Genomic DNA, 25,096 nt, shown 5'->3' on the forward strand with positions numbered 1-25,096 from the left:
GAGATGGGGTGATGAAATTCTCTCCCCATCTTCCTCATCCCCCTACTCTCTACTCCTTAGTCGCTCAAACAAGAGTGCTACTTTATCTAAATCCTTATCTCCAGGTGCGCTCTCTAGCCCACTAGATAAATCAATGCCGCTAGGATTTACCTGACTTAAAGCTTGGACAATATTATCTGCTGTTAATCCTCCAGCTAAAAACCAAGGGCAATTGGGATTAAATTGCTGTAGCATCGTCCAATCTAAGGTTTTGCCTGTACCACCGAGCTGTTGTGGATGGTAGGCATCAAGTAGTAAAGTATCTACGTATTGTAGGTAATCAGTCGTTGTTTGAAGATGCTCAAAATTACGAATTCTGAATGCTTTAAGTATTTCAATCTTAGGCAAAGCTTGACGTAATCTGTAGCAGAATGCTGGCGATTCATCTCCGTGTAACTGGACACCAGTTAACCCACAATCAACAACTATCTGCTTGATTTCGCCAAGAAGAATGTTGGCAAAAACGCCAATTTTGTCAATATTTTCGGGTAATTGTGCCACTAATGCTCGAATTTTGCTTGTGGTAACGTAGCGAGGGGAGGTAGGCACACAAATAAACCCTAGCGCCGTTGCGCCAAGAGAGGCGATCGCTATAGATTGCTCTGGTTGAGTGATACCGCAAATCTTAACGCGCATGAAAACTTCACAAATTTTAAATAATTATTAGAAAAGTCTAGACTATCTAAAAAACTTTTGTACCTGCTAATTTTATAATCTTGTAGGTCTAGATTAACTTTTCCATTTAGGAGACAAAAGGTTGATTTTATCTACTTTACTAGCAGTGGCGGCATCTGTTCCTCCAACACCCGCATGGACTCCCAAAACAGCGATCGCTATCAGCATTAGTAGCTTAGTAGTTCTTTTACTAAGTACTAAAATTGAAAAACCCCTAGTTGGCCCCAAATTCCCAATTCTGCCGATCAGTGTTCCAACATTCGTTGCTGCAATGGCTTTAGGTCACATTATCGGCATTGGCATCATTTTGGGATTGACTAACATCAGTGGTCGCCTGTAGGTAGTGAATCAAACAAGCCTTGTTTCTAAGTTGCATTCACGATTTTGGTTCTCTCTCCAGTAAAAAAGAGATGAGGGAGTGAAGAGTGTGGTGAATGTGGGGAGTGTGAGGGGGTGGGAGATGATAAAAAAGCTTCCTAGCAGCCCTGTGACGCTTCCCACTCACCTACCTCTTTCCCCTTCTCACAGTTCTACTCCCAGGCATAATTGTCTATTTTAGAAATTAGAGCATTTGATAACTCAGGATGAATTCAGGGACGTTTAGATATATCTAAGAAATTTTACAAAATATTACGGAGTTAAAGCTATTAGAAATATTTAGTTTTAGGACAATATAATGCAAACAAATTGGAAAATTGGGTCTTTATTTGGAATTCCCCTATTTTTAGACCCGTTGTGGTTTGTGATTTTGGCATTGGCAACTCTGAATTTTGGGGTAGCTTACCAAGAATGGGGGAGTGCTATAGCTTGGAGTGCAGGAATAGTCATGGCACTGCTGCTATTTGGTTCAGTGCTGTTGCATGAGTTGGGTCACAGCTTGGTAGCCCGATCGCAAGGAATTAAAGTTAACTCTATTACCTTGTTTTTGTTTGGCGGCATTGCGGCGATCGAAGAAGAATCTAAAACTCCAGCACAAGCGTTTCAAGTAGCGATCGCTGGTCCTTTGGTGAGTATCATACTCTTCTTCCTGCTGCGTTTAGTAGCTAGTGTTTTACCCGATACTAGTCCAGTCAGTATGATGGTAGGAGATTTGGCAAGAATTAACTTGGTAGTAGCGCTATTTAACATGATTCCCGGTTTACCTCTAGATGGAGGACAAGTGTTAAAAGCAGCACTATGGCAAGTAACAGGTAATCGTTTCCAAGCCGTACACTGGGCTGCAAGAGCAGGGCAAATTTTGGGATACGGGGCGATCGCTTTCGGATTTGTTATAGATTTTGTTACTAGGGAGTTAGTACTTGGTTTGTGGATTGCCCTGTTGGGTTGGTTTGCTGTTCGCAACGCCAGCACCTATGACAATGTGACCACATTGCAAGAAAGCTTGTTAAAGGTGGTAGCAGGCGATGCCATGACCCGCGACTATCGGGTAGTTGATGCTGACCAGACATTGCGTTCCTTTGCCGATTTATATCTATTAGAAACTGCCCCTTTACAAATTTATTTTGCTGCTTCTGATGGACGTTATCGGGGTTTGGTTTCTATCGACGATTTGCGTTTAATCGAAAGGAGTCAATGGGAAACCCAAACTGTACACAACATCGCGCGTCCCTTAACGGAAATACCTCATGTTGCCGAATCCACATCTTTAGCAGAGGTAATTAACAAGCTAGAAAATCAGCCCTTACCTTGGATTACCGTACTTTCTCCTGCTGGCGCCGTCGCTGGTGTCATTGACCGGGGAGATATTGTGTGGGCATTAGCGCAAAAATTAAATTTGCGGATAACCGATGCTGAAATCAAACGTATAAAACAAGAAGGTAGCTATCCGCCTGGATTGCAACTTGGATCGATTGCCAAATCCACTAAAAATTAACTGTCATACCTTTGTCATAGTTTTGCAATAGATTCGTCAAAAACCTGTGTGATATTTAATTTGGTATTTGGTTACAAAATGCTTTTTTTGGGTTCGAGGTAGGGTCACCTACCTTTTTTCATTTTTAACTAGCTTGAAAATAGGAAATGGGGAGTTTTGACCGTTAACTGTTGAGTGTTGAGTTAACGAGTTATTCTCTGCTCCAACTTCTCTTCCGCTCCCTGCCCCCTGCTCCTGCTCCCCCGACTCCCTGATATAACTTAAAGTAAGTAAAATGGAAGTACGTGATATACTACGTCTCTTACTTACCCTGGTTTTATGGGACTGCCAATTGTTGCTATTATCGGACGCCCAAATGTGGGCAAATCCACCCTAGTTAATCGTCTCGCCGGGGAACAAACGGCGATTGTCCATGATGAACCAGGAGTGACACGCGATCGCACTTACATCCGAGCTTATTGGAATGATCGCGACTTTTTGGTGGTAGACACTGGTGGTTTAGTTTTTAATGATGATACTGAATTTTTGCCACTGATTCGCCAACAGGCATTGACAGCCCTTACAGAAGCGAGTGCCGCTATCTTTGTAGTCGATGGTCAAATTGGCCCCACCTCAGCAGATCAGGAAATTGCTGAATGGTTGCGCCAACAACCTGTACCAGTCTTACTAGCTGTAAATAAATGTGAATCACCAGAACAAGGTTTAATCCAAGCTGCGGAATTTTGGGAATTGGGATTAAACGAACCGTACCCGGTCTCTGCCATTCATGGCAGTGGTACAGGAGATTTACTTGATGAGTTAATTAATCACATACCTCCCGTTGGGGAAGTCCCAGAAAATAACGAAATTAAAGTAGCAATTGTGGGACGCCCAAATGTAGGTAAGTCTAGTTTACTCAATGCTTTTGTGGGAAATGAAAGGGCAATTGTTAGCCCAATTTCTGGTACAACCCGCGATGCAATTGATACTGTAGTTGAGCGGGATGGACAAACCTATCGCTTGATTGACACTGCTGGCATTCGCAAAAAGAAACAAATAGAATACGGCACAGAATTTTTTAGTATTAACCGCGCTTTCAAAGCAATTCGCCGCGCTGACGTGGTTTTATTAGTACTAGATGCTTTAGATGGAGTCACTGAGCAAGACCAAAAATTAGCTGGACGGATTATCGAAGAAGGTCGAGCTTGCATCATCGTAGTTAATAAGTGGGATGCAGTGGAAAAAGATTCTTACACAATCTACGACTACGAAAAAAGTTTACAAGCGCGGTTACATTTTACTGAATGGGCAGAAACAATATTTGTCAGTGCTTTAAAAGGGCAACGGGTAGAAAAGATTTTAGATTTCGTCAAAACTGCGGCTGAATCACACAAACGCCGTGTTAGCACATCAGTGATTAATGAAGTTTTAACAGACGCATTAAGCTGGCATTCACCCCCAGCATCGCGTGGTGGGCGTCAAGGCAAAATTTATTATGGTACACAAGTAAGTACCCAACCACCCACCATCGCCTTATTTGTCAACGATGCCAAACGCTTTAACGACAACTACCGTCGCTACATTGAGCGACAATTTCGGCAACAGCTAGGATTTAAAGGTAGCCCCATTCGTTTACTCTGGCGGAGTAAAAAAGTTCGCGATTTTGAAAGTGGTAATGTCAATCGAGCAACACGCGTGTAATAATCGTCACTTGTCATTAGTCATTTTTTTGCCTAATGACTAATGACTAATGACTAATGACTAATGACAAAACATGGATTTACTGCGATCGCTGCCACTTGGACTATATTTAGAACAACCCCAAACTTGGTTACATAAAATCGATCCGCGAGTCAAGTTTGCCTGGTTGATGAGTTTTTTAACCAGTTATATATTAGCCAACAACTATTGGCGGGTGTTGCTGGTGGTAATATTAATCGTTACGACCTTATTTGCAAGGATTCCCCAACGAGTATGGCGGCAGCAAATGGGATGGTTATTGATGCTATCATTTTTTGTCTTAGCGATCGCAGCCATCAGTCCTGATGCAATGGGTATAGATTATCAGCCACGACTGCCAGCGAACGAACAAATATTAACCCAGCCAGCAAACTCGAATAATCCTATTCAACAAGCAAGCACTCATCAAAAATATAGCTATGTGCTATTTCAAAAAGGTGCACTTAGAATAACTCGCCACTCCTTAGATTTGGCGGTAAGCCTGAGTACGATTATATTTACTGTGATTTACAGCACCAACCTATATCTACTGACAACCGCGCCAGAAGAAATTACATCTGGCATAGAAAGCTTAATGCAACCCCTGCGGCGTTTGAAGCTGCCCGTTACAGAAATTATTTTAACTTTAACTTTATCTTTGCGCTTTATTCCCCTGGTTTTAGAAGAAGTACAAAACTTATTTCGCTCTGTAATGACAAGGGCAATTAATTGGAAAAAGCTGGGATTAAAAGGAGCATTTAAGCTTTGGATGACAGTTGCAGAAAGATTGTTAGATAATCTACTCTTACGAGCCGAACAAATGGCCAATGCAATGGTCGTAAGAGGTTTTACCACTCCCAACGAACATCGAGTGCAGTGGCATGATTTACGATTAAAAGCCCTTGACTGGTTTGCTATTGCGACTTTAGTCTTATTCTGGGGAATACGACTAGCTGTCGGAACTAAAGTCTAATTTGCCATCCTTGAAAATGGAAAGTTTCTAAATAGTATGATGAAGGCTTGGTATTGGCGATCGCTACCCTTAAAAAAGCGCACGGGTTCGGAAGTTTTTACTGCCTTGTTTGGCCCCACCACCGGAACGGGAATTGCTACCCTACTGGAAAGTCCCTACCCAACACCAATCGAACATCCCCAGCTGAGTCGATATTCTATCTGTGCAGGTGCTCCTCGCCTAGTGGATGGGGTTCCACAGATGTGGACACCAAAGCTAGGACAGGTTTTTCCTTTCTTAGAACAGTTGTTGGATGAAGGAGATAAGGAGATGAGGAGATGGGGAGATGAAAAAGATGAGGGAGATGAGGGAGTGTGGGGAAAGAGGGGGGAAAGATTTCTTCCCCATCCTCCCATACCTCCCACCCCTCCCACACTTCCAATGCCCAATGCCCCACCTCACCTTCCTTTTAGCGGTGGTTGGTTGGGTTGGCTGGGCTACGATGTCGCATGGGAAATCGAACAGCTACCCGTTAATAAAATTGATCCCTTGCCATTTCCTGTAGCTTTTTGGTATGAACCAGATTGTTTTACTGTTTTAGATCACGCAGAACAAATTCTTTGGTTAGCCGCCAGCGATCACAATGGACTCAATAAGTTACAGGAAAAATTGGATCACAGCCAAGCAGACAGCGACAACAACGTAGGATTGTCTCCCTCATCTGGCTCATGTGCTCCTCTGTTTTTGACATCAAAACCAGATTATGAGACAACTGTCAACCAGGTGAAAAAATATATTCAAGCTGGAGACATTTTTCAGGCAAATCTTTCATTACGATTTCAAGCGTCTACAGCAGCTTCTGGTTGGGAAATTTACCAAGCCTTGCAAAAAATCAATCCTTCTCCATTTGCCAGCTATTGGCAAACGCCTTGGGGGGAGGTGATGAGTTGTTCCCCGGAACGATTAGTATTGTTGCAAAATCGACAAGCACAAACCAGACCGATCGCTGGGACGCGATCGCGTGGTGCAAACCCAGAACAAGATAGCCAACTGGCACAAGATTTACTCAGCAACAGCAAAGAACGTGCAGAACACATCATGCTCGTGGATTTGGAACGCAATGATCTAGGGCGAGTTTGTGAATGGGGAAGCGTTGTTGTAGACGAATTGCTGACAATTGAGCGATATAGCCATGTGATGCATCTTGTCAGCAACATCATAGGCACTTTAAAAAACGAATCCCTACAGCACGGCGAAGCCGAACGCACCGTCATTGATTTGATTCGCGCCACCTTCCCAGGCGGCACAATTACAGGTTGTCCCAAAATCCGTTGCATGGAAATTATCGAAGAATTAGAACCCGTGCGACGCAGCTTATTCTACGGTTCCTGTGGCTATTTAGATTGGCGTGGTAATTTAGACTTAAATATCTTAATCCGTACCCTGCTACTAGCCCCTGAGAAGGAAGATGGAGGAGATGGGGCAATGGGGAGACGGCAAGAAAATTTCAGCTCATCTCCTCACCACCCCACCACCTCATCCCTCCCTCGCTCTCCACTCAACATTGTTTGGGGACAAGTTGGCGCGGGAATTGTTGCAGACAGCGATCCTGAGAGAGAATGGTATGAATGTCTGCATAAAGCTCAGGCGCAGTTGGCAGCGCTGAAAATATTGAATAATCAATCAGGCAATTCCGAGAAATAAGTAAGTCGGCACAATAAAACCAAACTATGTGAATAAAAATTAATTAGGCTAAAACCCTCTCTCCTCTTGCCTCCTGCCTCATCTCAACGATAAATTTTCCTACTCACGTACTTAAATTATCTTCTTTGAAGTTGCTCGCTGATGACTGATGGGTGTGAACAGTGGGATATTTTTTAGAAACGAAGTCCTTAAGGGAATGGAGAATAGGCAATACATAATAGGGCATTTTTCATTCTCTGCGTCAGAGTGTCTCCACTCCTCATTCCCCGTTCATATGACCTAATTTTGCTCCATTAAGCCACAGTTGTGGCAGTATGGAAAGAAGTTAGAAAGTTGGCTTTTGCCCTTGGGATGTTTATCGGGTGTTTTCCCATACTACGCCAAACTTTCAACAACCTCCGCCTCACTACCACTAGCTTAATTTGCTCCTTTAAAAATAGATCGAGGTCTTCAAAACCACAGTTTCGCATCTTAAGAAAATATTCTGACGAATGTTGATATTATCGTCTGAATGTTTGGAATCAACTGTGAAAGCATAAACATACTCCCACCTTGACTCTTAAATGAATCCAGAAAACGCAGAAACTTACATAAATCATCCAACTTGGGGTTTACTTTACAAAATCTGTATGGTTGATGAAAACCAGGATCTGTTCACGACACTTTATGCCCAACGGTTATTTTTTTTGGTAGCAAATGACATTAAAGGTATTAAGTTCCAGCCTATAGGACGCACCGAAGCTAGAATGATGTTGGAAAATCGCTTGCGTACTCTGCGTCGCGGTGGGCAATCTCAGGAGTACGATCAGCTTCAGAGTGTTTTCCAACGCACCTTCCAATGAACAGTTCGATTTACGAACGTATTGTTACCATTCGCTCCTCATTGCCAACTTCAGTCAGATTGATTGCTGTTAGCAAGCAAGTTTCTGCTGAAGCGATTCGGTCTGCCTATGCCGCAGGAATTCGTGATTTTGCAGAGAGTCGTATCCAAGAAGCCAGCATTAAGCAAGCCCAGTTGCAAGACTTATCGGATATTACTTGGCACTTTATTGGACATTTGCAAAGCAATAAAGCCAAAAAAGCCATTGAACAATTCCACTGGATTCACTCCGTAGATAATTTAAAGTTGGCAGTGCGCTTAGAACAATTGGCGCAACAGTTGGGAGTGAGTCCCCAAGTTTGCTTGCAAGTAAAAATTCTCCCAGATGCCAACAAGTCAGGTTGGAGTGTGCCAGAACTTTTGGCTGATTTACCCGCCCTGAATCAATGCAAAACTTTACAAATTCAAGGTTTGATGACAATTCCGCCTTCAGGATTGGATGAGGCGGAAATTCTGAGTGTGTTTAATCGATGTCGTCAACTGGCAAAAGAAATCCAAGAACAAAACTGGTCGCAGATAAAAATGCAGCACCTATCTATGGGTATGTCAGGAGACTACGAACTAGCAGTGCAAGCAGGCACAACGATGGTACGATTAGGAACCATCTTGTTTGGCGATCGCCTTTAGCATACTGGTCATCAGCCTTATAGTTGAGTATTAATTAGAGATCAGGATTTGATGACAAGAATTTTGTGACAGACTGGTGCAATTGGAAACAAAGGATATAGTATTGACAAGAGCAATCGCCAAGTAAAATTCGGGTGATAAAGAACTTTCCTTCGGACAAACCTTAGGATATAATCTTGACTCATTATTATGTTTAGGCGATCCACAGACCTTGCTACAAGTGTCCGTCTATTGCCAAAGCCCGTAGTACAGGCTACAAATAGCAATATATTTGCTGAAGTATCCACCCATGTAGCGATCGCAGATGGCTAAATTAATTTGAAGCCAAGTCAATACCGGCTATTCGCACCAGGAGAGTACACAATGAACAACATTTTTTCCAAACTCAGAGACTTTGTAGGTCTAAATGAGCAAGTGGAATACGAATACTACGAAGAAGAACCAGATACAGATAATAATTACCAAAATCTGTATCAGCAAGAAAATCCCCAATCAGTGCCACAAGAAACCCCAGCAACTCCAAATCGACGTTGGCGGGAACCAGTGCCTACAATGGGAGAAGAAATCGCAACAGGGTCAAAGCCAATGGGGAATGTGATTGGTATGCCAGGAGCAATTAACGGAATTTCGGAAGTTTTAGTACTCGAACCACGAACCTTTGAAGAAATGCCTCAGGCAATTCAAGCGCTGCGAGAACGCAAGTCAGTGGTATTAAACCTGACAATCATGGACCCAGATCAAGCTCAGCGAGCAGTCGATTTTGTCGCAGGTGGTACTTACGCCCTAGATGGACATCAAGAGCGCATCGGTGAGAGCATCTTTTTGTTTACGCCCAGCTGTGTACAAGTTAGCACCCAAGGTGGGGTTCTTCATGAAGTACCGCAACCACCAGCCCGTCCTTCTCGTCCCCCAAGTTCTTCATCTTCAAATCAAAATTGGGGCAACGAACCTAACCGGATGGCACAATAAAGTTAAATTAGTCTTTTGTCCTTCGTCCTTTGTCATTTGTTAGTTAACAATAAACAATGACTAATGACCAATGACAAATGACTAATGACCAATGACAAATGACTAATGACTATTAAATTTGGTTTAATTGGTGGCGGGGTAATGGGAGAATCGCTCTTATCCCGCCTTATCGCGCTTGGAATTTATCAATCCTCAGAAGTCATAGTTAGCGAACCGCTACCCTCACGCCAGAATTTTTTAAAACAGCACTATAATGTTGCTGTAACTACGGATAGTAGCGAAGTTTTCACCCAAGCCAAAGAAGTTATCTTTTTGGCAATAAAACCCCAAGTCTTGAGCACGATCGCTCAAGAATTAGCACACATTGAAATTCGGAATCCAGAACACTCACCGTTGATTATTTCCATCTTAGCGGGTGTACCTTTAAGTCAGTTAGAAGCTGCATTTTTGCAATTGCCAGTAATCAGAGCAATGCCCAACACGCCAGCAACAGTGGGAGCAGGAGTTACCGCGATTTGTTCGGGTGCATACACCAACTATAAGCATTACCAAATAGCACATCAAGTTTTTGAAGCGGTGGGGGAAGTCGTAGAAGTTCCAGAAGTGCTGATGGACGCAGTTACAGGGCTATCTGGTAGCGGCCCAGCTTACGTGGCACTCTTGATAGAAGCACTTGCTGACGGTGGAGTAGCCGCAGGTTTACCCAGAGTCATTGCCAATCAACTAGCTTTGCAAACTGTATTAGGAACAGCCAAACTGTTGCAGGAAACCAAAATACACCCAGCAGAACTTAAAGACCGCGTTACTAGTCCTGGCGGTACAACAATCGCTGGGGTTGCCAAGCTAGAACAAGCAGGATTTCGCTCAGGTTTAATTGAAGCAGTTAAAGCTGCTACAGAGCGATCGCAAGAACTGGGAAAATGAGGAGTCAGAAGTAGAAAGATGGGGAGATGGGCAGAGAATTTCAGCCCATCTCCCCACCCTTCCCACACTCCCAATCCCCAATACCCCTAACGAAGTTGACAAAAGACTCGTTAGTATAGTAGACAATCTGGTTGCAAATGTGATTGAGTGAATTATCCCGCGCCGTCTCCTGAACTTGACCTCAGGTCGATATTTCCCTTTGAACTGGATCTGTTCCAGAAAGATGCGATCGCATCCCTCAATGCTGGACGTTCCGTAGTAGTATGTGCGCCTACAGGTTCGGGCAAAACGTTAGTAGGGGAATATGCCATTTATCGCGCCCTATCGCGAGGAAAACGTGTGTTTTACACTACTCCCCTGAAGGCGCTGTCGAATCAAAAATTACGTGATTTTCGAGAAAAATTCGGATTTGATCTGGTGGGACTGTTAACTGGAGATGCTTCTATTAACAGAGATGCACCAATTTTGGTGATGACCACAGAAATTTTCCGAAATATGCTTTATGGTACGCCCATTGGGCAAGTCGGCATCTCATTAGTAGACGTTGAGGCAGTGGTGCTAGATGAGTGCCACTACATGAACGATCGCCAACGTGGTACAGTTTGGGAAGAATCAATCATTTACTGTCCCCGTGAAATTCAACTAGCAGCCCTTTCAGCCACGGTTGCCAATAGCGATCAACTCACCGACTGGCTCAATCGCGTTCACGGGCCAACAGACCTGATTTACTCAGATTTTCGCCCGGTACCTTTGGAATTCCACTTTTGCAATCCCAAAGGATTATTTCCTTTGTTGAATGATAGCAAAACCAAAATTAACCCCCGTTTGGCAAATCGTGGTAAAAGAAGACAAGGCGATCGGGGGAAAGCTGGTAGACCAGAAGCTCCTGGCATAATTTATACCTTGAGCCATTTGCAGCAACGGGATATGTTGCCAGCTATTTACTTTATCTTCAGCCGTCGAGGATGCGATAAAGCAGTAGCAGAAGTGGGTGATTTATGGTTGGTAAATAATGAAGAGTCCCAAATTTTACGGGAACAAATTGATGAGTTTTTAAACCGTAATCCCGAAGCAGGACGTTCTGGACAAATTGCTCCCTTGTACCGCGGAATTGCCGCCCACCACGCTGGGATTTTGCCTGCATGGAAAGCACTGGTAGAAGAACTATTTCAGCAAGGGCTGATTAAAGTCGTATTCGCTACTGAGACACTGGCAGCTGGAATTAATATGCCCGCCCGGACAACAGTAATTTCTACCCTTTCCAAGCGTACTGACACCGGACACCGCCTGCTGAACGCTTCCGAATTTCTGCAAATGGCGGGACGCGCCGGCCGCAGGGGAATGGATAAACAAGGTCATGTGGTGACAGTGCAAACTCCCTTTGAAGGAGCTAAAGAAGCTGCGTATTTAGCAACATCCAAGCCAGATCCCCTAGTCAGCCAGTTTACCCCCAGTTACGGCATGGTACTCAACTTGCTGCAAACCCATACCATAGAGCAAGCCAGGGAACTGATAGAACGCAGTTTTGGGCAGTACATGGCCACCTTACATTTAAGGCCAGAATACGATGAAATTGCAGAATTACAAGCGCAATTAGCCCAATTACACGAGCAAATCGCCGCTGTTGATGAAAATGAACTGGCTATTTATGAGAAATTGCGGCAACGCTTGAAAGTGGAACGCCAAATATTGAAAACCCTGCAACAACAAGCGCACTCAGATAGACAAGAACAATTGGCGATGATGTTGGGCTTTGCAGTTTCAGGAACTCTGTTGAGTCTCAAAGGTAAAAATATCCCAGTGTCTTCACCCATAACCGCAGTGTTAGTCGGAAAAACGCCTGATTCTGGTGAAGCTCCTTACTTGGTATGCTTAGGATACGATAACCGTTGGTATGTAGCAACCACAACAGATGTAGTCGATTTGTATGCGGAATTGCCACGAGTTGAAGTGCCTCCTGAAGTGCTACCACCAGCAGAAATGCCGTTGAAACCAGGACAGTCAATCCTTGGTAGTCAAGAAACATTTGCGATCGCCACCCAGATTCCCAATCCGGTAGAGTCTTTATATATGGCACCAGAAGTAGCCGAACAACTCAGTCGTGTTACTGCTATTCAAGAGCAAGTTGAAGCTCATCCGGTACATCAATCAGGTAATGTGGCAACGATTTTCAAACGCCGCGCCCGCTATGTCGAACTAGAAGCCGAACTCGAAGAGTTGCAAGGGGTTGTTGAGCAACAGTCACAACGTCATTGGGAAGAGTTTCTCAATTTAATTGCAATTCTGCAACACTTTGGTGCATTGGAGAACTTACTACCCACACAATTAGGACAAATCGCTGCTGCCATTCGCGGTGAAAATGAATTGTGGCTGGGTTTAGTATTCGCTAGTGGTGAATTGGACAACTTAGATCCGCATCATTTAGCGGCCGCCGCTGCCGCTTTGGTGACAGAAACTCCGCGCCCAGATAGTAAGGTTAACTTTGACCTCAGTAATGAAGTCACAGAAGCTTTAGCAAAATTGCGGGGAATTCGCCGCCAGATGTTCCAACTACAACGGCGGTATAACGTAGCATTACCTATATGGCTGGAGTTTGAGTTAATTGCCTTAGTGGAACAATGGGCGTTGGGTATCGAGTGGACACAACTGTGCCAAAACACCAGCTTGGATGAAGGTGATGTGGTGAGAATTTTACGCCGGACATTGGATTTGTTATCGCAGATACCCCATGTTCCCCATTTGCCAGACTCCTTCCAACGTAATGCTTATCGGGCAATGCAGCTGATTGATAGATTCCCTGTGAATGAAGTGGTTGAATGAAGAGGAGGTTGGGACGTGGAGACACGAGGATAAAAGGACACAAGGACATATTTAATCCCGTACTGTCTCTATTTTTGCGTCCCCGCGTCTTGTTCTCTCTGGTGTATAATTAAAAATGCTTTTTTGGTTTTTATATTTTATACCAAGATTAGGATAGGTAGTAGTGCTTTAAATTCCTGGAATAGCTTTGTGATTTAGGCTTTTAATCCAAAATCTCAAATCTCAAATCCCAAATTGGTATTAGATATAGTCACATCTATGAAGCTATCAAGATGTTGTTAACAGTCTTTTAGGAGTTATTGCCAGCCATCTACGCTTTTGAAGCCTAATACACTAAGTTTCCAGTACCGCGTAACTGACGTAAAGAATTGATGCAATATGGACAGTCACAACCAAATAATTTAATTGCTGCATCACTTTCCTCATCAGTAAAGTTCAACATGGCAATATTTTGATCTGACATTGAAGTGACAATGGTTGTGGAACGTTGTTTAGAAGTATAGGGTTGCTTTCTTTCTGAATCTCGAATGCATATAAAATCGGTTCCACCATGTGGGTTAGTGATACAGGTACGACCGTCTTGTGTATGCATTAATCGCTGACTGATACTAGCATGGGCAGGATGAAATACTCCTAGGGTGGAGATCAGCGAAGTAAAAATTGTGGAAGTGGAAAACAAATTGAGGATTAATTTTCTGTTCATCGGTTTCCCAATAAAATGTTTCTGAACGCTAAGGCTATCCGATTAATAGTTAGAGGTCAAGTGACCTTTTATCTATTTTTATCTCTACAATCAAAAATTTATCAGATTTTTAACTCTCAATTCATCAGAATTCGGGACTAGTATTTTTGCTTAGTGTTAGTACTTTCAAGTCAGAAGATAAAAGGTGATGATTTTACTGATTGAAATTTGACATTTAATTATGTTTATCTACTTAATTTTGTATGTTTATTATTCCCAGTTTTCACGTTTTTTTATCAAATAAATGCGTAATTTGATACTAAAAACGGGTATTACAAATAAGTGTTTGAGATAAAACAGGATTGTAATGATGATTTTAAGCTTGAGAAAGATTGCTGCTGTGTGTGCTCTATTTTCATTAGTCAGCGTTAGCGGCTTTCAAAAGTCAGCAGTAGCCACTCTCAACAATCAGTCCCAACTGATAGCACAAGGACAGGCTAGGATCCAGTCGCATCAAGTTTTTAAATCGATTTTGCCTAAACTAAAGCAAAAAACTCAAATCAAGATTTTATTACCGAAGTTTATTCCTGAGTCGAATGGTGAAAATCCAATTTACGCAATTATAGAAACTGCTAGCCCAAAAAAGTACGACATCTTAATTGGTTTCAGTCCTGACTGTAATGGTGGAACTGCTTGTCGTTTGGGTGTGCTTTCAGCTGAAGCGGTAACCCGCAAAACACCACGCCTGACTGGTAAACCTGTGTCTTTAGCTAAGGGCATTACTGGATACTTTGTAGATTTTAGTTGTGGTGCTAATTGTTCAGATGCTACCTTGACTTGGCGACAACAGGGTGTGCAATATACTGTGGGATTGAAAGCAGGCGATCGCACTTCTTTGATGAAAATGGCTAATTCTGCAATTAATCCGTGAATACGCACTATCAATTACTCAACAGCCGTAACAGTTGAGTTTCCTAGTGTTCTTGTATGAATATCTACCCCTGAACCGATAGCCCATTCTCCACTTTCTCACCCATCACCGTTTCATCTCCACTTATCCTCAAAAATTAGCCCCATCCTTGCTTGCAAGGAAAGGGCTGAACTTATCTAAGATATAATTCGTAATTTTTGGCTTAAATTACGAATTACGAATTACGAATTACGAATTACGAATTAGTTAATATCCGCCTTCTTCTTCGTATTCTGGCTGTCTTTCCTTGACTTTCTTGGGAATATTCACTGGCTTTGGGGCGTCTTCCCAAGCATCAGTCTCGAGGTCATCATAATCATCGTAATCATCAACGTATGGCTTGCTATAAGGCTGGGGTTCAGATTTTCGGGGTTGCGCTTGTTTATACCTGTCGCTACCTGTTGCTTCACTCCAGTTATCTTCTTCGTCGTCTTCTTCGTATTGAATAGACTCATACTGCTGCGCCTTCATCACTTGGCGCTGTGGTCTGACTTCTTCCACATAGTCTTCTGTCCATTCCTCTTCTTCCCGCGCTACGGGTTGGGGTGCGCGGACTCTCGGCTTAGGTGGCTGCAATGGCACTCCACTTGGCAGTTGATTGGGTGGTGCAATTGTCCGTGGTGGAGTATAGCCATATTCTTCTTCTGCATCGCGTTCCCAGGGTGCTTTGCCAATACCCAAACGCTCTAGTAAACCGACTGTCAACTGGTTCACCCGTTCTTCGGCTCCCTCAAACACAATCAATCGATTGGGGCCTGTACTGACAATTTCCTCGACTGAGAACTCGTAAGTACTTACAAATTGGTCAGGAATTTGGGGCAATCCTAAAGAGGCAATGAGTATGGAATCAAGTTTACCTGTTTCACCGTTGAACTTGAAGCCCCGAACTTTGCCTAATACTTCACCTGTTTCTGTAATTACTTCCCAGTTGATTAAGTTACTGAGAGATTCAACTTCAATATCTTCAATTACATCTTCATTATCAACCAGGATGACATCACCAATCTGGTTGATGTTGTTGAGGTACATATAGCGCGGTATGCCCGAAATAGAGATCAGGCTGTCTCGCAAACCAAGAGCCACAACCTCTCGTTGATCGATATCTACCCAGACTTGACTGACTATACCAAGCCGCTTGCCGTTGTCGCGGGTAATTACCTGAGTATTTAATATGTCGGAACGCCTAATTATTTGTTCAGAGGTCATTCTATACCGAGTCCTGATCTCGAATCCGGTTTGTCTATACACTATTATTAACAAAAACTCAAGCAGATGTATTGGATGATTATAATTTAATCCCCAAAACTTGAGTATAAGCTCCTCGTGCTTGAGTAACGCCAATTGTGCGTTCGGCTGATTCTATCATCGGACGACGCAAACTCACAACTATAAATTGTGCTTGTTGTGACTGTTGCTCGATCATTCTAGCTAATCGCTCGACGTTTGCCCCATCCAAAAACATATCTACTTCGTCAAACGCATAAAATGGCGATGGGCGGTAACGTTGCAAGGCAAAGATAAAACTCAAGGCTGTGAGTGATTTTTCTCCCCCAGACATGGAAGCTAGACGCTGTACTGGTTTACCTTTAGGATGGGCAACTAAATTTAAGCCACTACTAAATGGATCTTCGGGATTTTCTAGTTGTAGGTAGCCGTCACCGTCAGATAGGATGGCGAAAATCGATTGAAAGTTTTCATTGACGGCATCGAAAGCTTCTTTAAAAGCAAGTTGCCGCAATGTGGTAAAGTTTTCAATCCGCAAGAGTAATTCCGTGCGTTCGGCTTCTAACGTCTCTAATTTTTGCGTTAGTTCTTGAAGGCGGTTTTGGGTGCGTTCGTATTCTTCCAACGCCAACATATTCACAGGTTCCATCGCCTGCAAGCGTTTGGTAAGCGATCGCAATTCTTTCTGCAATTCTTCCAAGTCTACTTTATCTGGAACTTCTGGCAGCGGATTGGGTAATTCTGCTCCCATATCGCGCAGTTGACTTTGCAATGTAACTAGTTCTTCCCGCCGCTTTTCTTGGGTTTCCTGGAGTTTTTGGATTTCCCATTCTAATTGTTGTTGGCGCAAAAGTTGCGATCGCACTTCCTGTTCTGTGGTATCGCGTTTTTGTTTTTGTTCGCCTAATTTTTGCTCCATTTGGGTCAATGATAAACGGGTTTGGGCGATTTGGTCGTTTATCGTTGTGATCTGGCTGGAGACGTGATGAATCGCGTCTCTACAAGAGGTTTGTTGGGTTTCGTATTCTGTGATTCGGGTTTCGGCTTCTTGGGTTTTTTCTTGTAGGCGCTGTTGCTGGTTTTCTAAATTTTTTAATTTTTGTTCGGCTTCCCTTAAAGCTGCTTCACGTTGTTGTAATTGTTGCTCTTGAATTTTAATCGTTGCTTGGATTTGTTGCCATTCACTGGGGGTTTGGGAGGCTTCTAACTCTGCTAAGGCATGTCGTAATTGTTGCAGTTTAGTTTCTTGTCCTGGTAATTCCTGCTCCAAAACCTCTAGACGAGATTGAGCAACGGCTAATTTTTCCGTGTTTTGGATTAATTGCGATCGCGTCCCCTCTAATTGTCCAGTTAAATTCTTAATATCCTTGTGCAACTGTTCCAATTGCAACTGTTGTTCCCGCCGCGCCTGTCGCGTTTCTGTTAATTCTTGCGTCAATTGTTTGGTTTTAGTTGACAAAGTAGCGATCGCTTCAGTGCAACGCTGTAAAATTCGCTCAATGTCCAACAAACGATTTCTTAAACCAATAGCTTCATCAGATTCCGCCGCTTCCCCGGTACCAAACCGCAACGCCGAACGTTGAGTATTACTACCACCAGTCATTGCACCGCTGGTTTCCAACAATTCCCCGTCTAAAGTAACGATGCGATACAGTCCTAAATTTTTCCGCGCCGCCTCAAGGTTGGCAAACACCACCGTATTACCGAAAACATAGCTGAATACATCTTGATAACGGCGATCGCAATCAACTAAATTCACAGCGTAGTTAACAAAACCACTAGCAAAACGCAGCGTTGCATCTTGGGTAAATTTGGGAGCGTGAATTTTATTCAGCGGTAAAAAAGTCGCCCTCCCTGCACGTTTCTGTTTAAGCAGTTCAATACCCGCTGCGGCGATACTGTCATCTTCCACCACAATATGTCCCAAGCGTCCACCAGCAGCCATTTCCAAGGCTAGCTGATGGCGGGGTTCCACTAGTCCCAACTGCACAACTAAGCCGCAAACACCAGGCATTCCTGATTGTAAGATAACTTTACTAGCTTGGGTTCCTTGGACTTCTTGCTGTGCTTGCGCTTGCGCCTCGATTTTATCCAACTGGCGTTGTTTTTCTCGTTGTTCAGAAAGTAACCGTTTTTGGGTTTCTTGTTGGATTTGCAGTTCTTGTTCTGTGGCTGAGAGATTTTGGGCTAAATTTTGGATGGGTTCGCTAGAGGTGTTAAATTCCGTTTCAACTCCACTACACTGAGTTTGTTTTTCTGCTAATAGCGGTTCGTCGCGTTCAATTAACTGGGTTTGCTCTTGGATGAGTTGTTGTAACTGGTTATTGCGTTCCCTCAGTTGTGCTTGTTCCGTGCGTTGCGGTTCGAGAGTTTGCAGCAAAGTTTCAATTTGACGGTTATACGCCGTTTGTTGCTGCACCCAGGCCTCCGAAGCCGAGGCGATTTCTGCGGCTGCTTCGCGGGAGGTTTCTAAAGCTTGCTGTGCTTCATTTCTCTGCTGTTGTGAAGACGCGATGAATCGCGTCTCTACAAGTTGGGTTTCGGCAATTTCTTGGAGGGAATGGCGGTGTTGTTGAATCTCCTGCTGAGTTTGAGCTAGACGCTTAGCAGTTTCTTGGGAAGTTGTTTGTAATTCCGTTTGCTGACGCAATAATTGTTTGCGTTCTGCCTCTTGGGTAGCCAGGGTAGATTGTACCGCCAAAAGCTCATCTTCTCCCAAAGCCTTAACATGGGCATTGAGTTCTTCCAATTGGGCAGTTTTTTGAACAATCTCGGAATTCAAAGTTGTCAGTTGCGTATTCAGTTCCCCAGAATTGCGATCGCCACTTTGAATTTCACCAACCAACTTTTCTTGTTGTGCTTGCAGCGAACGCCAAGATAAAACAGCTTCCCAAGATTGCTTGGCGAGAAATTCTGCCCGAAGTTTTTGATACTTCTCAGCTTTAGCCCGATCTTGAGAAAGGCGATCGCGTTGTGCAGTTAATTCCGTCTCAATAATCCGACAGCTATCTTCCTTTTCCTTCACCTCATCTAAAGTGCCTTTGGCTTGATTAATCTTGCGATCAAACGCCGCCACCCCAGCCAATTCATCAATAATCTCTCGCCTCTCCCGCCCATTCATCGAGATAATACTGGTGACATCCCCCTGCAACACCACATTGTATCCTTCAGGATAAATCCGCAGATTATCTAATTCCTCGTGCAACTCGGTGAGCGTACAACTGACACCATTGATATAGTAATTCGACGTATAAGTTCCCTGGTGAGTTACTCGCAACTTCCGAGTCACACTCCACTCAGCCAACTTTGGATTTTGAACTTGAGATTTAAGAATCTCTTCCCCAATTTCCCCAACTTCCTCCTCTTCCTCCTCTTCTCCTCTCTGCGCCTCTGCGCCCACCGTTCGCGAAGCGTCTCCCTTAGGAGAAGTTTTAATCGGCACAAGCCCCCGCTCAAACTTTTCTCTGCGTGAAACTTCATCCGACAAATCAAACGTCACCGTAACACTAGCCTCAATCGCAGCCCGCCCCTTAGCTGTTTGAGTATTATTTACCAAATCCGGCAAGCGATCGGCTCGCATTCCCTTAGAACTAGCGAGTCCCAAACAAAACAGCAGCGCATCCAAAATATTTGATTTACCCGAACCATTCGGCCCAGATATGACAGTAAACCCCGGCAGCAAAGGGACTTGGGTAGTACCGCCGAAGGATTTGAAGTTGCTAAGTTCCACGCGCTTGATATGCACCATAGGCGCTGGTTAACTGGACTAATGGCTATTGAAGAACAAGTGTATCAACTAATTCCAGATCCGCAAGAGGGTAGGGGAGAGAATTTAGGATTATTAAGCCACACGAGCCAACAGAGAACCCAGAGGAGGGAGTTGAATAACTATACCTGTTTCTTTAGTTATATTCCAATACGGTTCAGTTAAGCCTCAAAAATAAAACTGGTGTAGGTTAGGTTGAACAACAAAACCCAACATTATCGAGGCTGTGTTGAGTTTTACTTCGTACCAGTTAGTGGAAGCATTTATTGCAACATTTTAGCTTTGCCATACCGATAGGGTGCGTTGTCGCTCAGCGCAACGCACCATCTTAATATAGTCTACCGAGATACCGCACCTTCAGCAGTAACTACATCTTACGTTTTTTAAGTTGAGCTACTTAACTAGAAGTTCAGCTATTCTCCTATGGCTTTTTCACAGCATCGACTTTTGCTTCTACCTTCACTGTTTTCACACCTTGAACTTCCTTAGTCAAAGTTTCAGCTTTTTTAAGTTCATCAACAGAAGCCGCTGTACCTTTGAGGATAATTTCACTTCCTTTATTTTCAACTTGTAACTTATTCCCTGGTAAACCTGTATTCAACTCTTTACTAACTTCAGTTTTTAAATTGCTTTCAGTTTTTGTTGCTGCGGTTTTTGGGGAATCGGTTTTAACTTTAGTGTCTATAGAAGGTGGTGTAACAGTGGTTGGTTGTGCTGGAACATTAACAGTTTTATCGATAGTTGGATTGGTTTCGGAAGCGGGTGTAGCTGATGTTTGAGGCGCTTCGTTGGTAGTGCTAGGAGTTTCCGAACCAGTTTTAGTAGCTTCTTGGCAGCCCACAGCACCAATTACTAAAATACCACTTACTAGAAATAGAATTAGCTTTTTCATTGTTTATCTCCGAATTCAGTACTTGAAGCGATTAATTAAGGTGTGTAATGGTGAGGAGCAAATGTTAAAAATTTTTATTTGTTGTTTGTCATTTGTCCTCTGTCATTTGTCTTTTGCCATTTGTACTTTGCAAATGACTAATGACCAATAACTAATGACTAAAAAATTTGGAGAAGCACCAATTCAATTTCTTTAGGGCTGCTGACTAATATAGCTCTACATCAGTCTGCGGCTGTCTGTCAATTCCAGGTAGATGCGAACTAGTTTTTTGGAATGAGATTATGCTGCCCTATAGTAGTGATTTGATGTTATCAGATTTGAGCAAATTTGGCGATATCTACAATAACCTCGCCTATGCAACTGAAAATTTTAGCGTTTTTCCAATTCTCTGCCAGCAAAATTACCAACAAAATGTTACTTTAAAAAACTATGGCTTGCTGAGAATGCCCAAAATATCAGGAAAAATTAGCTAATGCCCTACCTTACTTCCCCCCGCGAAATTCACGCCATTGTTGCTGAATATACTCAAGCTAAAACACTGTGGATAGATACAGAAGTGGCTGACTATAAAAGCCGCAATCCCAAACTGTCGCTAATTCAGGTATTGGATAATCCTGATGATATGAGTGGCGATCGCGTTTACCTTTTAGATGTCTTAGAACAGCCTGATATTATAGCTGAATTTATTCAAGAAATCATGTTAAATTCTCGCATTGAAAAAGTTTTTCATAATGCCAGTTACGATCTAAAATTTCTCGGTAATAAGAAAGCAAAAAATATTACTTGTACTTTGGAAATAGCCAAGAAAATTCCTTATTATCTCTTGCCATTACCAAATTACCAACTCCAAACTTTAGCTACTGCACTTTGTAGTTTTAATAATATCGATAAACAAGAACAACAAAGCGATTGGGGAAAACGTCCTCTAACTGAAGAACAAATAGAGTATGCTTATCTAGATTGTATTTATCTAGCTCAAATCCACTCAAATTTGTTAAATTTACAAGCCAAAACCAGCCCTGAGCCGACAACGGAAGATTTAAAAATGCTCAGTGCTAGATATTCGCAACTTGAGCAGCAATGCAAACTGTTAAATTCAGAATTTGAGCATTTACAAGAACGTATAAAAAAAGCAATGCAAGCTCAGAATATATCTGAGACTATTGATTGCAAACTGAGTAGTTACGAACGTACCACAGTCAAAACTACGTTTACAGAATTGGTAAATTTAGCACAAACCCAAGGTCTAAATTTAGATTTTTCGATTACACTAACTCAGAAACTCCAAAAAGATTTAGGGCAAAATTTAGAACAATTGTCTGTAGATATAGATAAAACAACTGCTTGGCGACTAACTCCCAAAACTCAAGATAGTGAAACGGAGAGTGAGTAATATCAAGTTTGGTTAAAAATTTATCTCATGTCCGCTGAAATAACCGTCATGGCGACGCATATTGAGAAAGGTACAGGGCTTGAGGATTTTAAATTTTGCATGAAAGGATTTGTTTTGCCCACTAGGATTAGCCATTGCGGTGGATGAATTTTGGCATAAACCAAGTGGCATCAACGCATGTATCTTGCTTTTTTGCAAGAGCAGAGAAATAATTTTTAATCTAAAATCTCAAATCTAAAATTGGTATGGTCAATTAACCAAATTTATTGAAAGCTGTATCAAAAGTTAGAAAAATTATGCTCGTAAAGAATTAAAATCTAGATTTTGGTATTACTTTATTTCAGGTGTTCTCAAGAAAGAATGAAGACATTAGTAACCAGATTTTCTTGTTCTGATTTCTGAATTGTGAATTGGTGGATTCTTCTTCAAGGCATATCTTAACTTATGATACGGCGTTTATTTGGGCAAAAGCGAACAAAGGTAAATAAAGTATTTACCATAGCTGTTTTTACTACATTGACAGCAATTAGTAGCGTTTCTTGCAGTAAGAATGATAATGTATTGGTAACCGAAATCGGAGTTAGTACACCTAGCCGTCGTTCACCCATCAGATCCAAAGCTGAAGCTTTTTATGTTCAGGGAAAGAATCAGCATGTCAACGGCGATTTGCAAGCGGCGATCGCTTCCTATAATAAGGCAATAGATCAGAATTCCGAATATGTCGCTGCATACAATGGCCGGGGATTAGCCTACTTTGATTTGGGAGACAAGGAAAAAGCGATCGCAGATTACAATCAAGCGCTGCGGATCAATCCCAATGACGCCGAAGCCTACAATAACCGAGGAAATGCCCGCGCCTCACTAGGAAATAACCGAGAAGCAGTTAAAGATTACAGTGAAGCGATTCGCCTAAATCCCAATTATGCCGAAGCCTATAATAACCGGGGAAATGCCCGCGCTTCATTAGGAGACAAAAAAGGGGCGCTAGATGATTTTGACCAAACCATTGCCCTCAACCCCAGATATGCAATTGCCTACAATAACCGAGGAAATGCCCGCGCTGCCAATGGAGATCCCCAAGGAGCGATCGCAGATTACAATGAAGCAATTCGCCTCAATCCTAACTTTGCCCCCGCTTACAATAATCGAGGAAATGCCCGCGCTACCAATGGAGACAAAGAGGGAGCATTAAAGGACTTGGAACAAGCAGCAAACATGTTTCAAACTCAAGGCAATAATGATTTATATCAACAAGTGACAAAAAACATTAAAGAACTTGGAAGTAGATAAAACCAGGGTTTTAGTTACAATACTCGCCTTTGATGAAAAGTAAGTTACGTAATTCGTAATCAAGAATTAAATTACGAATTACGAATTACTAATTATATCGATAAAATCACATCCCAGAACCAATGTGGATACGATCCTCAACTTCTGCAAATTTTTCCTGTGCCTGCCGTTCAGTACTCAAAAGTGAAACAACAATTGCCACAATAAATGCTAGAGGAATAGTGACTAATCCAGGATTTTTCAGTGGGAAGGGTGCAGAAGCGTGCTTGAGAATTGTTACCTGAATAGTAGGTGACAAATAAATTAGTATTAATGAGGAGAAAGTACCTACTACCATACTTGCAACCGCCCCATTGGTAGTGAAGCGTCGCCAAAGCATTGATAGCAGCAAGGCTGGGAAGTTGGCACTAGCAGCGATCGCAAATGCTAAACCTACCATATATGCCACATTTTGTCCTTTAAACAAGATGCCCAAGAGTATAGCTACTAACCCCAAAAGCATTGTTGCACCACGAGCCACCTTCAGCTGTTCTGACTCATCAGCATGACCGGAGCGCACCACATTCACCCACAAATCATGAGACAATGCAGCTGCACCTGAAAGTGTCAACCCAGCGACAACCGCCAAAATCGTTGCAAAAGAAACAGCGGCTATAAAGCCTAAGAAAGCATCACCACCGAGAAATTCTGCCAACATCGGTGCAGCCATATTACCACCAGTACCAATTTGCTTGATGGCATCTTGACCTACTAGCACCATCGCTCCAAAGCCTAAGATGAAGGTCAAAAGATAAAAAACGCCAATAATAGCTGTGGCGTAACTAACAGATACTCGTGCTGCTTTGGCATCGGGTACTGTATAGAAACGCATCAGAATGTGGGGTAATCCAGCAGTGCCAAACATCAACGACATCCCCAAAGAGATAGCATCGAAGGGGTCAGAAACCTGTTTGCCGGGAGCTAATACACCTGTATACTTTTCAGATGCAGCGGCGAAAAGAGCGATCGGGTTAAAGCCAAATCGTGCCAGTACTAAGATAGATAGTAAAATAGTTCCGCCAAGCAACAGAACTGCTTTGATAATTTGTACCCAAGTCGTGGCAATCATGCCGCCAAAAATTACATAAGCCATCATCACACAACCGACGATGACCACAGCTAATTCGTAATCAAAGCCAAACAATAGTTTGATTAGTTCGCCAGCACCTACCATCTGGGCAATTAAATAGAAGCTAATCACTGCCAACGTTCCAATTGCAGATGCTATGCGTACAGGTTTTTGTCGCAACCGATAAGCTACCACATCGGCAAAGGTGTATTTGCCTAAGTTACGTAGTGGTTCCGCAATCAGAAACATCACAATTGGCCAGCCCACCAAGAAGCCGATAGAATAAATCAAGCCGTCAAAGCCGTTGAGTGCCACTAACCCAGCGATACCTAAAAAGCTAGCTGCACTCATGAAGTCTCCCGCTAAGGCTACCCCATTTTGGAAACCGCTGATTTTACCGTCAGCTGTGTAAAAGTGTGACGTACTTTTGGTGAGCTTTGCCGCCCAATAGGTAATGCCTAAAGAACTTACAACAAACACAAAAAAGAAAGCGATCGCCAACGGGTTAAACTGGCCAAGTCTGGAAATATCCGCTGCCGCTACTGGCAGATCGCACCAAAATACAATATTCATGCTTATTTGGGTTTAATATTTGGGATTTTGGACTAGA

At 42.9% G+C, this 25,096-nt stretch carries 21 protein-coding genes; 15 read left to right on the top strand and 6 right to left on the bottom strand.

Annotation, left to right across the window (positions count from 1 at the left end; all coding sequences use genetic code 11):
• Positions 1-42: 42 nt before the first annotated feature.
• Entirely contained in the window at positions 43-675 is a 633-nt protein-coding gene (locus tag FCR06_RS24295; protein ID WP_138504309.1) for a phosphoribosylanthranilate isomerase, read from the bottom strand.
• A 121-nt stretch (positions 676-796) separates the two neighbouring features.
• Between FCR06_RS24295 and FCR06_RS24300 the strand changes: the two genes are divergently transcribed.
• The 11 genes from FCR06_RS24300 (at position 797) to FCR06_RS24345 (ending at position 13,161) form a co-directional block, all read left to right on the top strand.
• Positions 797-1,054: a photosystem I reaction center subunit PsaK gene (locus FCR06_RS24300; RefSeq protein WP_411268019.1), complete on the top strand. Its 258-nt coding sequence runs from the start codon at positions 797-799 to the stop codon at positions 1,052-1,054.
• 336 nt (positions 1,055-1,390) lie between these two features.
• On the top strand, positions 1,391-2,587 hold the full coding sequence (locus tag FCR06_RS24305; RefSeq protein ID WP_138504311.1) for a site-2 protease family protein: 1,197 nt from the start codon (positions 1,391-1,393) through the stop codon (positions 2,585-2,587).
• Between the two features lie 318 nt (positions 2,588-2,905).
• Positions 2,906-4,267 (top strand): ribosome biogenesis GTPase Der, encoded by a 1,362-nt coding sequence (gene der, locus FCR06_RS24310; protein ID WP_138504313.1) that lies wholly within the window; start codon positions 2,906-2,908, stop codon positions 4,265-4,267.
• Between the two features lie 73 nt (positions 4,268-4,340).
• Positions 4,341-5,258 (top strand): energy-coupling factor transporter transmembrane component T family protein, encoded by a 918-nt coding sequence (locus FCR06_RS24315; RefSeq protein ID WP_138504315.1) that lies wholly within the window; start codon positions 4,341-4,343, stop codon positions 5,256-5,258.
• 36 nt (positions 5,259-5,294) lie between these two features.
• Complete coding sequence (locus FCR06_RS24320; RefSeq protein WP_138504317.1) at positions 5,295-6,941, top strand: anthranilate synthase component I; 1,647 nt, start codon at positions 5,295-5,297, stop codon at positions 6,939-6,941.
• 563 nt (positions 6,942-7,504) lie between these two features.
• Positions 7,505-7,783 (top strand): transcriptional coactivator PipX, encoded by a 279-nt coding sequence (gene pipX, locus FCR06_RS24325; RefSeq protein WP_138504319.1) that lies wholly within the window; start codon positions 7,505-7,507, stop codon positions 7,781-7,783.
• On the top strand, positions 7,780-8,448 hold the full coding sequence (locus tag FCR06_RS24330) for a YggS family pyridoxal phosphate-dependent enzyme (RefSeq protein ID WP_138504321.1): 669 nt from the start codon (positions 7,780-7,782) through the stop codon (positions 8,446-8,448). Before pipX ends, FCR06_RS24330 begins: the two co-directional genes overlap by 4 nt.
• Positions 8,449-8,637: 189 nt before the next feature.
• On the top strand, positions 8,638-8,760 hold the full coding sequence (locus FCR06_RS34405) for a hypothetical protein (protein WP_262984709.1): 123 nt from the start codon (positions 8,638-8,640) through the stop codon (positions 8,758-8,760).
• A 51-nt stretch (positions 8,761-8,811) separates the two neighbouring features.
• The gene (locus FCR06_RS24335; RefSeq protein ID WP_138504323.1) at positions 8,812-9,417 is read left to right on the top strand and encodes a cell division protein SepF; all 606 of its coding nucleotides are present in this window, start codon (positions 8,812-8,814) and stop codon (positions 9,415-9,417) included.
• A gap of 105 nt (positions 9,418-9,522) precedes the next feature.
• On the top strand, positions 9,523-10,341 hold the full coding sequence (proC, locus tag FCR06_RS24340; protein WP_138504324.1) for a pyrroline-5-carboxylate reductase: 819 nt from the start codon (positions 9,523-9,525) through the stop codon (positions 10,339-10,341).
• 147 nt (positions 10,342-10,488) lie between these two features.
• Complete coding sequence (locus FCR06_RS24345) at positions 10,489-13,161, top strand: DEAD/DEAH box helicase (RefSeq protein ID WP_138504326.1); 2,673 nt, start codon at positions 10,489-10,491, stop codon at positions 13,159-13,161.
• Between the two features lie 325 nt (positions 13,162-13,486).
• Here FCR06_RS24345 and FCR06_RS24350 read toward each other — a convergent pair whose 3' ends face one another.
• Positions 13,487-13,864, bottom strand: a complete 378-nt coding sequence (locus FCR06_RS24350; RefSeq protein ID WP_138504328.1) for a hypothetical protein — start codon at positions 13,862-13,864, stop codon at positions 13,487-13,489.
• A gap of 349 nt (positions 13,865-14,213) precedes the next feature.
• Here FCR06_RS24350 and FCR06_RS24355 point away from each other — a divergent pair, with 349 nt between their 5' ends.
• Entirely contained in the window at positions 14,214-14,774 is a 561-nt protein-coding gene (locus FCR06_RS24355; RefSeq protein WP_138504376.1) for a hypothetical protein, read from the top strand.
• A 246-nt stretch (positions 14,775-15,020) separates the two neighbouring features.
• On the opposite strand, the gene FCR06_RS24360 is transcribed toward FCR06_RS24355, so the two are convergent.
• The 3 genes from FCR06_RS24360 to FCR06_RS24370 all read right to left on the bottom strand — a co-directional run bounded on the left by FCR06_RS24360 (position 15,021) and on the right by FCR06_RS24370 (position 20,695).
• The gene (locus FCR06_RS24360) at positions 15,021-16,019 is read right to left on the bottom strand and encodes a PRC-barrel domain-containing protein (protein WP_138504330.1); all 999 of its coding nucleotides are present in this window, start codon (positions 16,017-16,019) and stop codon (positions 15,021-15,023) included.
• Positions 16,020-16,098: 79 nt separating this feature from the next.
• Positions 16,099-19,785: a chromosome segregation protein SMC gene (gene smc / locus FCR06_RS24365; protein ID WP_138504332.1), complete on the bottom strand. Its 3,687-nt coding sequence runs from the start codon at positions 19,783-19,785 to the stop codon at positions 16,099-16,101.
• Between the two features lie 439 nt (positions 19,786-20,224).
• Positions 20,225-20,695, bottom strand: coding sequence for a BON domain-containing protein (locus tag FCR06_RS24370; RefSeq protein WP_138504334.1), 471 nt, complete (start codon positions 20,693-20,695; stop codon positions 20,225-20,227).
• A gap of 281 nt (positions 20,696-20,976) precedes the next feature.
• Between FCR06_RS24370 and FCR06_RS24375 the strand changes: the two genes are divergently transcribed.
• The 3 genes from FCR06_RS24375 (at position 20,977) to FCR06_RS24385 (ending at position 23,378) form a co-directional block, all read left to right on the top strand.
• Complete coding sequence (locus tag FCR06_RS24375) at positions 20,977-21,168, top strand: hypothetical protein (RefSeq protein ID WP_138504336.1); 192 nt, start codon at positions 20,977-20,979, stop codon at positions 21,166-21,168.
• Positions 21,168-22,088: a ribonuclease D gene (locus FCR06_RS24380; protein WP_138504338.1), complete on the top strand. Its 921-nt coding sequence runs from the start codon at positions 21,168-21,170 to the stop codon at positions 22,086-22,088. Before FCR06_RS24375 ends, FCR06_RS24380 begins: the two co-directional genes overlap by 1 nt.
• Positions 22,089-22,532: 444 nt before the next feature.
• On the top strand, positions 22,533-23,378 hold the full coding sequence (locus FCR06_RS24385) for a tetratricopeptide repeat protein (RefSeq protein ID WP_138504340.1): 846 nt from the start codon (positions 22,533-22,535) through the stop codon (positions 23,376-23,378).
• Positions 23,379-23,484: 106 nt separating this feature from the next.
• On the opposite strand, the gene FCR06_RS24390 is transcribed toward FCR06_RS24385, so the two are convergent.
• Positions 23,485-25,059: a sodium:solute symporter family transporter gene (locus tag FCR06_RS24390; protein WP_138504342.1), complete on the bottom strand. Its 1,575-nt coding sequence runs from the start codon at positions 25,057-25,059 to the stop codon at positions 23,485-23,487.
• Positions 25,060-25,096 lie beyond the last annotated feature (37 nt).

The sequence above is a fragment of the Nostoc sp. PA-18-2419 genome (assembly GCF_005869855.1).
In the GTDB taxonomy this organism is placed as follows: Bacteria; Cyanobacteriota; Cyanobacteriia; order Cyanobacteriales; family Nostocaceae; genus Nostoc.